9 protein-coding genes are annotated in these 14,878 nt (G+C 44.8%); 5 read left to right on the top strand and 4 right to left on the bottom strand.

Annotation, left to right across the window (positions count from 1 at the left end; genetic code table 11):
- The first annotated feature begins 3 nt into the window (after window positions 1-3).
- Window positions 4-2,430 (top strand): phenylalanine--tRNA ligase subunit beta, encoded by a 2,427-nt coding sequence (pheT, locus tag ACVBDY_RS08080; protein WP_447174960.1) that lies wholly within the window; start codon window positions 4-6, stop codon window positions 2,428-2,430.
- Window positions 2,431-2,730: 300 nt separating this feature from the next.
- Window positions 2,731-4,938 carry a catalase/peroxidase HPI gene (gene katG, locus ACVBDY_RS08075; protein ID WP_447174959.1) on the top strand — a complete coding sequence of 736 codons (2,208 nt, stop codon included), beginning with the start codon at window positions 2,731-2,733 and terminating at the stop codon, window positions 4,936-4,938.
- A 164-nt stretch (window positions 4,939-5,102) separates the two neighbouring features.
- Here katG and ACVBDY_RS08070 read toward each other — a convergent pair whose 3' ends face one another.
- Both ACVBDY_RS08070 and ACVBDY_RS08065 read right to left on the bottom strand, forming a co-directional pair.
- Window positions 5,103-6,071 (bottom strand): SRPBCC domain-containing protein, encoded by a 969-nt coding sequence (locus tag ACVBDY_RS08070; RefSeq protein WP_447174958.1) that lies wholly within the window; start codon window positions 6,069-6,071, stop codon window positions 5,103-5,105.
- Window positions 6,068-6,394, bottom strand: coding sequence for an ArsR/SmtB family transcription factor (locus tag ACVBDY_RS08065; protein ID WP_447174957.1), 327 nt, complete (start codon window positions 6,392-6,394; stop codon window positions 6,068-6,070). The genes ACVBDY_RS08070 and ACVBDY_RS08065 overlap by 4 nt, the downstream gene beginning before the upstream one ends.
- A gap of 296 nt (window positions 6,395-6,690) precedes the next feature.
- Here ACVBDY_RS08065 and ACVBDY_RS08060 point away from each other — a divergent pair, with 296 nt between their 5' ends.
- Window positions 6,691-7,404: a hypothetical protein gene (locus ACVBDY_RS08060; RefSeq protein WP_447174956.1), complete on the top strand. Its 714-nt coding sequence runs from the start codon at window positions 6,691-6,693 to the stop codon at window positions 7,402-7,404.
- A 306-nt stretch (window positions 7,405-7,710) separates the two neighbouring features.
- Here ACVBDY_RS08060 and ACVBDY_RS08055 read toward each other — a convergent pair whose 3' ends face one another.
- Both ACVBDY_RS08055 and ACVBDY_RS08050 read right to left on the bottom strand, forming a co-directional pair.
- Window positions 7,711-8,535 (bottom strand): N-acetylmuramic acid 6-phosphate etherase, encoded by an 825-nt coding sequence (locus ACVBDY_RS08055; RefSeq protein ID WP_447174955.1) that lies wholly within the window; start codon window positions 8,533-8,535, stop codon window positions 7,711-7,713.
- Between the two features lie 284 nt (window positions 8,536-8,819).
- On the bottom strand, window positions 8,820-9,569 hold the full coding sequence (locus tag ACVBDY_RS08050; protein ID WP_447174954.1) for a DeoR/GlpR family DNA-binding transcription regulator: 750 nt from the start codon (window positions 9,567-9,569) through the stop codon (window positions 8,820-8,822).
- A 315-nt stretch (window positions 9,570-9,884) separates the two neighbouring features.
- Between ACVBDY_RS08050 and ACVBDY_RS08045 the strand changes: the two genes are divergently transcribed.
- Window positions 9,885-13,109, top strand: a complete 3,225-nt coding sequence (locus ACVBDY_RS08045; protein ID WP_447174953.1) for a SusC/RagA family TonB-linked outer membrane protein — start codon at window positions 9,885-9,887, stop codon at window positions 13,107-13,109.
- A 17-nt stretch (window positions 13,110-13,126) separates the two neighbouring features.
- A complete protein-coding gene (locus ACVBDY_RS08040; RefSeq protein ID WP_447174952.1) occupies window positions 13,127-14,839 on the top strand; it encodes a RagB/SusD family nutrient uptake outer membrane protein in 1,713 nt (570 codons plus the stop codon).
- Window positions 14,840-14,878 lie beyond the last annotated feature (39 nt).

Raw genomic sequence — 14,878 nt, 5'->3', positions numbered from 1 at the left:
TAGATGAAAATATCCTACAACTGGCTTAAGCAGTTCATTAAACTGGACTGGGAAGCGGAGAAAACCGCGGAACTCCTTACGGATCTCGGCCTGGAGATAGAAGGTATCGTACCTTTTCAATCGGTAAAAGGCGGACTGAGAGGTGTTGTGGTAGGCCATGTGTTATCCTGCGAAAAACACCCCAATGCAGACAGGCTTAAAGTAACCAAAGTAGATTTGGGTAATGGCGAACCGGTACAGATCGTATGTGGGGCTCCCAATGTAGCAGAAGGACAGAAAGTCCCCGTAGCTACCATAGGGACCACACTCTACGATGACAAAGGAGAACCCTGGAAGATCAAAAAAGGGAAGATCCGGGGAGAAGAATCCCACGGGATGATCTGTGCGGAAGATGAGCTCGGCCTGGGGAAAAGTCACGATGGCATTATGGTACTGGATGAAAGCCTGGTACCCGGAACACTGTGCAGTGAGCTATTTAAGGTCGAAGACGATATTGTTTTTGAAATAGGCCTTACTCCCAACCGGGCTGATGCTATGAGCCACTTCGGTGTGGCAAGGGACCTGCGTGCGGGACTGATACAACAGGACATTCATCTGGAAATGATAACGCCTTCGGTCAGTAGCTTCCGGGTAGATAACAGGACGTTGCGGATAGATGTAGAGGTCATGGATAAGAAACTTACGCCGCGCTACGCGGGAGTTACCATATCCGGTCTCAAAGTTATGCCATCCCCGCAATGGCTTCAGAACCGGTTGAAAGCTATCGGTATCACCCCTAAAAACAACATTGTGGATGCCACCAATTACGTACTCCATGAACTGGGACAACCGCTCCATGCCTTTGATGCGGCAAAAATAGCCGGAAACAAGATCATCGTTAAAACAGCAGAACCGGGTACGAAATTCACTACCCTTGATGATGTGGAACGAGAACTCAGCCCGGAAGACCTGATGATCTGCGATGCGGAAAAACCGATGTGTATAGCCGGGGTTTTCGGAGGGGTTCATTCCGGGGTTAACGAGAATACCACGAGTATTTTCCTGGAAAGCGCCTACTTTAACCCGGTTTCTATCCGTAAGTCGGCAAAACGACACGGACTCAGCACCGATGCATCGTTCCGTTTCGAAAGAGGTATTGACATCAATACCGTAGAATATGCCCTTCGCAGGGCTGCACTGCTCATCCAGGAAGTAGCCGGGGGAGAGATCACCAGTGATGTGGTAGATCTTTACCCTAAAAAGTTTGAAGATTTCCAGGTATTCCTTCACTATGAAAAGATCAATCGTCTTATCGGCCAGAACCTGCCCGAGGAAGTGATAAAATCTATTCTCAGTTCGCTGGAGATCAAAGTAAACAATATTACAGAAGCCGGTATGGGCCTTACCATCCCCTCCTACCGTGTAGACGTACAACGGGAAGCCGATGTCATAGAAGAGATATTAAGGGTATACGGATATAACAATATAAAATTCGGGGAAAAACTGAATGCTTCCGTATCCAATTCTTCCAGGTTCGAGGATTACAAAATACAGAATAAAATAGCAGACCTGCTTGTAGCCAGGGGCTTTTTTGAGATCATGGCCAACTCCCTGACCTCCCCCGGATATAATGCGCTGTCCGACAAAATAAAAGAAGAAAACAACGTCACGATGCTCAACCCGCTGAGTAATGACTTGTCTATCATGCGAAGGACATTGCTCTTCTCCGGACTGGAAGCAATTGCTTATAACATAAACCGCAAACGAGGTGATTTAAAACTGTTTGAATTCGGAAAATCTTATCACCGGTTTGGCGAAGAACGCGTTGAAAACAAACACCTCGCCCTGTTCTTTACCGGAAACAAGAGCGAAGAAAGCTGGAATACGACAGCCGATAAAACCGGTTTCTTCCACGCAAAAGGCATTGTAACCGCCATATTGGAACGTCTTGGTTTCGGAGAAATGAAATTTACCCCCGTAAAGAACGATATCTTTTCCGAAGGGATCACCTTTAATACGGATAAAATAAAGCTCGTGGATATTGGAGTGGTTCGGACAGATATCCTGAAAGCATTCGACATTAAGCAAGAAGTGTTTTATGCCGATTTTTACTGGGACAACATCCTGGAACACCTGCAAACTTCCGGCGTAAAATACACCGAAATTCCGAAATTCCCGGAAGTACGGAGAGATTTTGCCCTTTTGCTGGATACTTCGGTAAAATTCAGTGATATCTATACCACCGCAAGACAAACCGAAAACAGTCTGCTTAAAAATGTCAACCTGTTTGACGTTTACGAAGGAGATAAACTTCCGGAAGGCAAAAAATCCTATGCCGTGAGCTTTGTTTTCCGGGACGAAAACAAAACCCTTACGGATAAACAGGTAGATAAGATCATGGAGAAATTCCGCGAGGCTTTTGAAAAACAATTACAGGCGGAATTGCGTTAACCGGATTATCCCCCGAATAAGATAAAGGGCAAAACAAGTGAAGTTAACACTGTTTTGTCCTTTTTTTATACTTCTCCTTCTAAATAATTTCCCATCCCTATTACTTTCACTTCAAAGGGCAAAACTGATAGTTTCCTTATTCTGCGTGAAGTGCATAGTTATTTACAATAACAAAACCGTTAACTATAATTAAAATCGATTTTATTATTGTAATATTTTATTCCAGGAATTGAGTTAGGGCAGTTTTTTTAGTAATTTTAAGCAAATTAACTTACGTATAATGCAACAAAAACAATAAAAATGGAAAACAACTCAAACGACATGAGTAAGTGCCCGTTTATGGGGGGTGCTCCAAAACAAGCAGCAGGTGGCGGTACCAGTAACCGGGACTGGTGGCCAAATCAGTTAAAAGTAAATATCCTTCGTCAGAATTCTTCGCTTTCCGATCCCATGGACAAAGATTTTAATTATGCCGAAGCATTCAAAAGTCTGGACCTGGCCGCAGTAAAAAACGATCTGCACCAGCTAATGACCGATTCGCAGGATTGGTGGCCGGCAGATTTCGGTCATTACGGAGGTTTGTTTATCCGTATGGCCTGGCACAGTGCAGGTACATATCGTATAGGAGATGGCCGTGGCGGCGCCGGCGGGGGACAGCAACGTTTTGCCCCCCTGAACAGCTGGCCGGACAATGCCAGTCTTGATAAAGCACGCAGGTTACTATGGCCTATCAAACAGAAATACGGTAAAAAGATCTCATGGGCCGACCTGATCGTACTTACCGGTAACGTAGCCCTGGAATCGATGGGATTTAAGACTTTTGGTTTTGCCGGGGGACGCGAAGATGTATGGGAACCGGAAATGGATGTTTATTGGGGCTCCGAAACTACCTGGCTGGATGACAAGCGCTATTCCGGAAAACGGGACCTGGAAGATCCGCTGGCCGCGGTAGTAATGGGACTGATTTATGTAGACCCCGAAGGGCCCAACGGAAACGGTGATCCCCTATCGGCAGCTGTGGATATCCGCGAAACCTTTAAACGGATGGCCATGAACGACGAGGAAACCGTAGCACTGATCGCTGGCGGACACAGTTTCGGAAAAACACACGGTGCAGCCAATCCCGGCGAATATGTAGGTCCGGAACCGGAAGCCGCACCGATAGAAGAACAAGGATTCGGATGGAAAAACAGTTTCGGTACCGGTAAAGGCCCGGATGCCATTACCGGCGGACCGGAAGTAACCTGGACACAAACTCCCACACAATGGAGCAATCTTTTCTTTGATAATCTTTTCAAATTTGAATGGGAGCTGGAAAGAAGTCCCGCAGGTGCCAAACAATGGGTCGCCAAAAATGCGGAAGCTACCATACCCGATGCTTTCGATCCGACCAAAAAACACCGTCCCACTATGTTAACGACGGATTTGTCCCTGCGTGTTGATCCGGAATATGAAAAAATTTCAAGACGTTTCTACGAAAACCCGGATGAATTCGCAGATGCTTTCGCACGTGCGTGGTACAAACTTACACATCGCGATATGGGGCCAAAAGAACGTTACCTGGGGCCCGAAGTTCCCGAAGAAGAACTGATATGGCAGGACCCCATTCCGGATGTAGATCACGAACTGATCGACGAACAGGACATCGCAGCCCTGAAATCGAAAATACTTGATGCCGGACTGTCCGTATCCCAACTGGTATCTACCGCCTGGGCTTCGGCTTCCACCTTCCGCGGTTCCGACAAAAGAGGAGGCGCCAACGGGGCCCGTATCCGTCTTGCGCCGCAAAAGGACTGGGAAGTAAACAACCCGGCACGACTGTCCATCATACTGAATATACTCGAAGGTATACAGAACGATTTCAACAGCGCCCAATCCGGCAATAAAAAAGTCTCCCTCGCCGACCTCATCGTACTTGCAGGTTGTACAGGCGTGGAAAAAGCGGCTAAAGATGCCGGCTATACGTTAACAGTTCCTTTCACTCCCGGCCGTATGGATGCCTCCGCAGAGCAGACCGATGTGGAAGCGTTCGAATACCTGGAACCGGCGGCAGATGGTTTCCGGAATTACAGGAAGACAAAATTTGCCGTATCTACGGAAGAATTGCTGATAGATAAAGCACAATTGTTAACGCTTACTGCCCCGGAACTGACCGTTCTCATCGGCGGATTGCGTGTGCTCAATACCAATTACGACCACTCCAAGTACGGTGTTTTCACAAACAACCCGGAAACGCTCACCAACGATTTCTTTACAAACCTGCTGGACATGAGTACGGAATGGAAACCGGTTTCACCGGACAATACGGAAGTATTCGAAGGCAGGGACCGTAAAACAGGAGAACTGAAATGGACAGGAACACGGGCCGATCTTATTTTCGGTTCCAATTCCGAATTAAGGGCCGTAGCCGAAGTTTACGGTTGTGCCGATGCCAAAGACAAGTTTGTCAAGGACTTTATAGCAGCCTGGGACAAAGTGATGAACCTGGACCGTTTTGACCTGGCTTAATTCCGGCATACTCTCCGAAAATCATTAGATTGAAGATCGGTATTTTTACCGTTGATATATAAAAGGTGGTCCTGAACAGGCCACCTTTTTTAATACGGAACTCGTTTAATTTTTTTGATTGCTTTTGGCTTTTCTCATTTTGAACTCGTCTTAAGTTGTTTGTTTTATTCTTTGTTTTGAAAATTTATCATCCAGTTAATTCCGTATTTATCGGAAAACTCTCCGAAGTACGCGCCGAAAAACATATCTGCCATTGGCATTGTAACATTACCGCCTGCCGAAAGTTCATTAAACAATCTGTCTGCCTCTTCTCTTGTTTCCGGTTCGATGCAGATATGCATATTGTTTCCTTTGGTTAGTGTAAAGCCCATTTCTTTTGGTGCGTCTGTCCCCATTAAAACATGGGTTCCTGTGATCGGCAACTCAACGTGTATTACCATTTTCTTTATTTCTTCGGCCACAGGCGGATGCCCTGCACTTGCCGGAATGTCTCCAAAACGTTCTATACCTTTTCCCAGAAACTCTGTTTTGAAAACGCTCTTGTAAAACAAAAATGCCTCTTCTGTTTTTCCGTCAAAATTCAAATAAGTGCAAACTCTTGCTTTGTTGCTTGTCTTGTTTTGTCTGCGAAGCTTGAATTTTGTTTCAATGTATTGGTCAAGATTTTGCATAGCCATAGTAAAGCCCTCTTTAAATCCGACTTCAATTACTCTTTCAAGCGCTTCCAGACTTTCGTATTGAATGGTAATGTTTAAACTTGTTATTTCCGCGTTTTCGCTAAAAACATTTGTCCAGAATGAATTAGGAAATTTTTCACTCACATTTCCGTTCTCATCACAAAAATTGTCCGTGTATGAATAACTTTTTTGATGTTCAATTTTTTCGTAATCTGCCCTACACCAATGCATTTCGTCTTTCGGACTTACCATTGCATAAAGCCACATTCCACCCTCGCGAAAATCCATGGACCTGGTTTTGGTTTTATATGGCTTCGGTGCCCACCATTGGTCAAGAATTTCAGGGTTTGTCCATGCTTCCCAAACCAATTCAAGGCCTGCGTTAAATTCACGTTTTACATTTACGGTGTTGTTTTCTTTGTTGACCGTAAAATCAAATTTTAAGTTGCTGTTCATTTTTTCTTGTTTTTAATCGTTGATAATACTTCGTCAAGTTGATTGAAACGGGTTTCCCAGATCTTCCTGAATTGGTTTAGCCATTTGTCAATTTCTTTCATTTTGTCTACTTCAAGTTGGTAGTAGATTTCTCTACCTTGTTGTTTTTGTATTACCAATTCGCACTCCGTTAAAATTTGTAAGTGCTTGGACACCGCTTGCCGGGTAGTGTCAAAGTGTTTAGCAATGGCGTTTGGTGTCATTGCCTGTAAAGCGATAAGCGCAATAATCGCCCGCCTTGTCGGGTCGGCTATTGCCTGAAAAATATCTCGTCTTGTCTTCATTATGAAACCATTTGATTGCAAATATATGCGCAATTATTTAGTTGCGCAAATTTTTGGACGGTATTATTTATAATAACATATAATACGTAATAAGCCAACTACCTGATAACCAAAGTGCAGAGCAAAAAAAATTACAGAAACTAAAGTCGCCGAAATTATCCCGATAATCTTGATAATTATCGGGATCGGGAGCAGGGATTAAACCACAAATTGAGACCAATAAATCCGTACCCATTTCATTTGACGGTTCTTATCATTTTCCTTACTTTTGAAATAACATTCATTTCTTCAAAAAAATGCTGTTACCCAGGGTCAACATAAAAGATAAATTAAAGAGATGCCGTGACCGGTCGCCCCGGGTTCCCGATATGCTGCAACAAGTGGCGAGAATCCTGGAAGAGGACAACCTAAGGGATATCCGTATAGCCGGAATTTTAAATGAAGGTACTCCGGGGATCAACCACTGGCAAATTTCGCAAGTGGATACGGAGCGGATATATCATATTTCTCATATCAAAAAGATCTGTACCGATTACAGGCTTCGTTTCCTGGATACGAAATATTTCAAGGGTGAGTTTCCCCGGGAAGCTTTATCAGAGATCAAACGATTGGAAAAACAGCATCAGACCGAATTCCGCAGTTTTAAGATCGTCGCCCCTGCAGGTTTGTTCCGCCTGGAGAATGCAGACGATCCCCTGCTCTTTGCCCCTCTCGGTAACGACTATTTTTACCTGGTACACCAATGGGGCAATGACCTCCACCCGTTACGAAAATGGTTGATGCTTCCGTTTAAAAACCTGCTCAACCTCTTTTTGCTTATTGCCGTTATAAGCCTCGCAGTAACCGCCATGATCCCCTTAAAGTTGTTTACTCCGCACCCGGATGCTTCCCATTTCTGGATGCTGTATTTCTTTGTCCTGAAATCCATTTGCGGCATTACCTTGTTTTACGCTTTTGCCCTCGGCAAGAACTTTAACGGAATGGTCTGGAATAGTAAGTATTATAATTAGATACGCCTATCGGCCGGCACGTTTGTGCAACAGCTGTTTCACAGAGACTCACAGAGATTTCGCAGAGTTTCACAAAACTAAACCACTCTGGACTTCAAGTCCAGAGGTTAGATAGTGGCAATCCTGCCTGTCCAGCCCGGGAAATTTCCATAGTTATTGGGTTACTCGGTCATTTAGTCAACACTCAATTACCCAACAACTTAATAACCCAATAACCTATTAACTTAATAACTGAACAAAGTATAAGTTTATAGAAACTAAAGTAGCTGTAATAGAATTACAGGGTTTAAACCTTCAACTTAACAATCAACCCTTCTTATTTCCGTAGGCATCCATGGCTTTTTTAACCGAGCCATATTTTTTCAGTAATGCTTCGGCCTGTTTGTATTCCAGTTTCAGTTCTTCTGCTAAAAAGCGCACGCCACGATCTACCAGCTTTACATTATTGAGCTGCATATTCACCATCTTATTGCCCTTTACCCTTCCGATCCTTATCATTAAAGCCGTACTGATCATATTTAATACCAGTTTCTGGGAGGTCCCGCTTTTCATTCGCGTACTTCCGGTTACGAATTCAGGGCCAACATTCACTTCGATCGGGATATCCGCAGCGGCGGACAAAGGAGAACCGGGATTATTCGTTACACCGGCGGTTAAAATGCCGTTTGCCCTGGCGTCTCTGATACCCCCCAATACATAAGGTGTTGTCCCCGAAGCGGCAATGCCCACTACGGTATCCTTTTCGTTTATGTCATATTCTTTAAGGTCTTTCCATGCCTGTGCCATATCATCTTCGGCATATTCCACCGCTTTCCGGATAGCTTTATCCCCACCAGCAATAATCCCTATCACCCTGTCATGCGGTATGCCGTAGGTAGGCGGAATTTCAGAAGCATCCAGGACCCCTAACCTGCCACTGGTCCCGGCACCAATATAAAACAAACGTCCGCCATCCATAAACCTCAGGGCCAGTTCATCAACTAATTTTGTAACCTGTGGGATGACCGCGCGAACGGATTTCGCCACTTTCTCATCTTCTTTGTTTATGTTCTCCAGGATAGAAGCTGTTTCCATCTGTTCCAACTCCGTATAAGGAGAGGGCTTTTCCGTAATTTTTGTGTATTTGGACATAGGTATTGAGCAATTAAAGCGTATTGTTAATCATTAAATAAGAAACGAGGGGGCCGTTATTTAGCTGGCGGACATGAAAGTTGAAGAGGACTCCGTTATTTTCATGTACCCGTTAAAATTCCTTTTCTTCCGGAAAAAACCAATATCCGGGGACTTATACATGACAAAAATTGAATTTAGATAATTCCTCTCCCGAAAGTCCCGATAATTATCAGGAGGGGTTAAACTGATTTTCCGATCAAATTGTGCAAAACCGATCTTTGTCATGTACTAAAATCCGGGGATCAAAGCACTACTATATTTTTATCGCGGAAACTTTCCAGTGTCCTGTCTTCGGGGTCCAGTTCGGTTATAAGGACATCCACTTCTTCTATATTGCATATTTTATACCGCTGTACCGTATTTAATTTCTCGGAAATCACCGGGGCCACAATTTTTTTGGACGCCTTGATCATAGCCTTCTTCATCTGTACAATCTCCCAGTCAAATTCCGTAAGTCCCTGTCCCGAATCAATGGAATTGGTCCCCAGGAAACAGACATCCACTTTTATTTCCGAAAGCATATTTATCGCGGTACCCCCTACGGTAATCTGCGAATCTTTGGATAATTTTCCGCCTATAAAAATCACTTCCACGTTTTGTTTTGCCAGTAATTGATTTGCTACCCCAAGACTTGGTGTAAAACAGGTTATGGCAAGTCCGGGTGGCAAAACCCGGGCCAGTTCCATATTGGTCGTTCCGCCGCTTAGCAAAACTACCTGTCCGCTTTTCAATAGTCCCGCGGCCTTCCTGGCTATTTGCAATTTCTTTTCGATGGAATACACATTTTTATCCTGTACGTTATGGTTGTAAAAACCTAAAGAGATTGCTCCTCCGTGAACCTTTTTAAGTTTTTTCTCATCGTGTAATTCCTTTATATCTCTCCTTGCCGTATCTATGGAAACCTTTACAAGTTCGGCTATATCGGTAAGCAGCACCCTGTTGTGCACCATGACCTCATTGAGGATGATCTGCTTCCTCTCTTCTTTTAACATTTCTCCTATGCTCTTTAAAAGATTAAAACACCACTAATTCCAGCAAATATAAGAAAGAAAAAACCAAGATAATTAAAAATATTGCATATAACAGCAAAACATTGCAATTAATTTCAAATAATTGCATACATTTGGAAATAGAAAAAACTTAATATAATAGACAAAACAACTAAATATAACCTGTTATACTGTTAAAATAGCAAATATAACACATACAACAAGGGCTCACTCACCAAGAGCATGCACTTTATATTGCAGTAATTTGCAGCAATAATTGACATTAAACTAAATAACTAACTTTTAAACAATCAAATTATGAAGCATTTCAAAAGGATATTTTTATTCCTGTTTTGCTTGTTCTCCGCATCTTTACATGCCCAAAACAAAACGATTTCGGGTGATGTAAAGGATGAAGAAGGAACGCCTTTACCGGGAGCAAGTATTGTGGTAAAGGGTACTTCAACGGGTACGGTAAGCGATTTCGACGGGCTGTTCACCTTAGATATTCCACAGAAAGAGCATACAATCCTGGTTATTTCCTCCCTGGGTTTTATCACACAGGAGGTGGAAGTCGGAGATAAAACATCATTTTCCATAGCGCTCCGGACAGATATAGAAAGTCTTGATGAAGTAGTCGTGGTCGGTTACGGTACTCAGAAAAAGAAAAACTTAACCGGGGCCGTAGCTACCATAGACTCAAAAGTACTGGAATCCAGGCCTATTACGGATGTGGGAAGAGGACTTCAGGGGGTTTCTCCCGGTTTAACCATAACCTCGTCCAGCGGACAAATAGGCCAGGATCCGAAAATAACGTTAAGAGGTTCCACAGGCACCCTGGGAACACCAGGTGGTGCCCAACCGCTTATATTGGTGGATAATGTGGAGATTCCCAGCCTTCAAACCATCAATCCCGAAGACATCGAAGATATCTCCATACTTAAAGACGCGGCTTCAACCTCTATTTACGGGGCCCGTGGAGCCTGGGGGGTTATTCTCATCACCACCAAGAAAGGTAAGCGCAATTCGGCCCCGACAGTCTCCTATTCCAACAACTTTTCCTGGGCCACCCCTACCAATACCCCTAAAATAGCCCCGGCAGCAGAAGGGGCCGAAATGGCCTTTGCAGCCGTACAAAGAAGAATTCCTTCTTTAGACGCATTTGGTATTGTAGGAATGTACATAGACCAGGTGGCCATAGATAAGATGAGGGAATGGGACGAACTGTATTCCGGCCAGGACCTCGGTATGGAAATGGTTGAAGGCAGGGATTATGAAATACGCGACGGGAGACTTTTCTTTTACCGGTCGTGGGACCCCAGAAAATTATTCGTGGACAAATGGGCACTACAGCAAAAACACGATATCTCCGTTGCAGGTGGTAGCGAACGCACCAATTATTACCTGGGACTGGGATATTTAAATCAAGGGGGCGTATACAAAACCAATCCCGATAAATATGAAAGGTACAATGTAAACCTGAGTTTAAATACCACCGTTACCGACTGGGCCGATGTCCGGGCCAAGATCTTACACACCAATTCCAAAACTACAGAACCTTTCAAATTCGGTTCCAATACCTATGACGCCTGGTATTATACTACCCGGTGGCCTGCCTTTTATCCGTACGGAACCGTGGACGGCAAGCCGTTCCGCAACCATATATCGGAAGTGGAACAGGCCAATATGAATGAAAATAATTATTCCTTATCCCGATTAAATCTCGGTACAACCCTTACCCCTATCGACAACCTGTCCTTGAATTTCGATTTCACCCATGACCGTGTCGAAGAGCACGAGCACCAGGTCGGGGGAACACTCTACGCTTATAATTTCTGGGCTCAGGGCGCCGATTTTTCATATGTCCCTTACAGCAGTCCTTCCTATGACCGGGTACAATATAACTCGGAATGGAGCCGCAGAAATACTGCAAAAGCATTCGGGACCTACGACATTGACCTGGATGATCACCAGTTCAAAATAACCGCAGGAGGAGATATGGAGGAATACGAATACTGGTTCCATTACTCGCAACGAAGAAATCTCCTGAATCCGGAACAGGGAGAACTGGACCTGGCTACCGGGGATCAGTTTGTTGACGGTGAGCGGGACAAATGGTCGACTCTCGGATTTTTCGGACGGGTGAACTATTCGTATAAAAATAAATTCCTGGTGGAGCTAAATTCGAGATACGACGGTTCTTCCAGGTTATCTTCGGATGAAAAATGGGCTTTTTTCCCTTCTGCTTCCCTGGGCTATGTACTTTCCGAAGAAAATTTCATGCAACCGGTTAAAAGCACGTTGTCCTTTTTTAAACTGAGAGGATCTTATGGTTCTATCGGAAATCAGAATACGTATTTGTACAACATTTACCGGGTTATGTCTCCTTCCAATTCCGGCTGGTTGATAGATTCGAACAACCAGGCCACGGTAGGTACCCCCGGCGCACTCCCTTCATCACTCACCTGGGAAACCATAACCACGCTCGATTTTGGTTTGGATGCCAGGTTTTTCGACAATAAACTCGGATTGGTTTTTGACTGGTACCGGCGTACGGTAAGCGATATGCACAGTCCCGGTGTTACCCTGCCCTCGACTTTTGGTACGGCTTCCCCGGTAAGAAATTACGGAGAGCTGCAAACCGACGGATGGGAAATTACCCTGGATTTCAGGCACCAGTTTAAAAATGATCTGAATATCAATGCTACGGTTGCCCTTACCGATTACAAAGAAAAGGTCACCAAATACGCCAATACGATCCGGGGAATAAACTCGAACTACGAAGGCAAATACCTCGGGGAGATATGGGGATATGAAACAGATGGCTTCTTTACCGAAGCCGATTTTAATGCGGACGGAAGTTATGCGGAAGGTGTAGCGGATCAAAGTCTTCTCGAAGGGAATTACGGTTGGTTCAAATACGGTCCCGGAGATGTTAAGTTCAAAGATCTTAACGGCGACGGCGTTATTGATTTCGGATCCGAAACAGTTGGGGACTCCGGCGATATGAAAGTAATAGGGAACTCCACTCCCCGCTATCAGTACAGTATTCAACTGGGAGCGGACTGGAAAGGTTTTGACCTGAATATTTTCATGCAGGGCGTAGGCAAAAGAGATTTCTGGGCCAACGGTCCTGTCTTCATTCCGGGATTCCGCTACGGCGAAGGCTGGTATGACCATCAACTGGATTACTGGACACCCGAAAACCCGGATGCATATTACCCGAGGCCCAATGACCAGTCACAATCCAACAAAGCGATGAATTTTCATCCGCAGACCAGGTACTTGCTGAATATGGCCTATCTGAGAATGAAGAACATCACCTTCGGATATACATTGCCCGAATCCGTAACAAGCAAGCTGAAGATCTCCAGGTGCAGGCTTTATTTCAGCGGGGAAAACCTGTTTGAATTCACCCCGGTACAGATCCCTGTAGACCCCGAAGTGGATTATACAACGGCAGGCTTAGATGACACCTCCACATTCGGAAGGGTTTATCCTTACCGAAGGTCTTTCTCTTTCGGACTCCAAGTTTCCCTGTAACCGCAAAAACGAAAACAATGAAAAAGGTATATTATATTTTAACGGTAACGTTGTGTTCCCTCCTGTTAACAGGTTGTGACAAAGATTTTTTAGAAGTGCCCCCGAAAGATCAGCTGGTAGACGAAACCTACTGGACGAATGAGGGAAATGTCAGGACATTTGCATTTGGTTTCTATACGGCATATTTTACCGGGTACGGGTCCGGTTATACCTGGGGAAAATATTTTTCGGGCCAGGCCCTGAACGATGATTTTGGTCCCTCCAATCCTTCCCTGTTTCCCCAGCAGGTTCCTACTTCCGACGACGACTGGAGTTTCGAATGGGTACGAAAAGCCAATATATTTATAGACCGGGTACAAACCGTCCCTATGGAAGAAGAAGCTATTAATCACTGGACCGGGATCGGTCGCTTTTTCCGCGCCCTGGAATATCACGACCTGGTTAAAGCTTTCGGGGACGTTCCGTATTTCGATGCGGAATTAACCGAAGATGATAACGACATGCTCTACAAGCCCAGAGACAGTCGTGTTGTTGTTATGGACCATGTACTCGAAGACTTTAACTTCGCTGCGGAAAATGTAAGGGCCTCGGTAGATAACGAAGGCCTGGAAGTGAACAGGGATGTTGTCCTGGCCTTTATGTCGAGGGTGTTCCTTTTTGAAGGCACATGGCAAAAATACCATGAAAACAATAGTGAAAAAGCAGCTGAATACCTGGAAGCCGCCAAATGGGCAGCCGAACAGGTAATAAACTCGGGGAATTACACTTTGGGAAATTACAGGGAGGTTTTTAACTCCCTCAGCCTGTCATCCAATCCCGAGGTTATCTTATACCGGGAGTACGAGGAAGGTATGCTTACACATGCTCTCAATAGTTATAACAATAAAGAGCCCCAGAGCGGGATTTCCAAAAACGCGGTGGATACTTACCTGTGCAGCGACGGGCTTCCCATCTCCGTATCCCCGCTTTACCAGGGAGATCAGGGTATTGAAAATGTAATGACGGACAGGGACGGGCGTATCTATGAGACACTGGTTTCTACCGAACTTCGTCTGAACGGCATTGCTTTCAATCATTCCACAACAGGTATAGCCACTCATAAATTCCTAAATGAAGAGATCAAAGATGATCCAGTGGGGAGTTCCAATTTAAATCCGACCGACGCACCCGTGATCCGGTTCGGTGAGGTACTTATGAATTACGCGGAAGCCGCTGCCGAATTAGCTTCCGTGGGAGGTGGTAGCCTGAGCCAGGCCGATATTGACAAATCGATAAACGTTTTACGTGACAGGCCCGGAACAGACATGCCCCATTTACAACTTAACGGCGATCAACCGTCCGCCAATGGCGTAACCTATGACGACCCCGACAGGGATACTGACGTATCTCCGATACTTTGGGAAATAAGACGGGAGCGCCGTATAGAACTCATGATGGAAGGATTCCGGCTGGACGATCTTAAACGATGGAAAAAACTGGAATACGCGGATATGACAGACAATTCTGAGATCAACAGGGGCGCGTGGATAAGAAAGAGTGATTATCCCGATGCCAACCTGGACAATATGGTACTTACGGAAGGTACCGAAGGTTATATCATACCGGCCCCTGCTTCCGAATCCCAGAGAATATTTGACGACCCGAGAGTGTACCTGGACCCTATTCCGTTGGATCAGATCAATCTGTACCAGGAACAGGGATATCAGTTGACACAAAACCCGGGTTGGTGATTTTAGTTAGTTGTTGTTTGAGATTCTTTGAGAATGCTC

It is taken from the genome of Sinomicrobium halophytocola (genome assembly GCF_052983395.1).
This window is presented reverse-complemented; position numbering and strand designations above follow the sequence as displayed.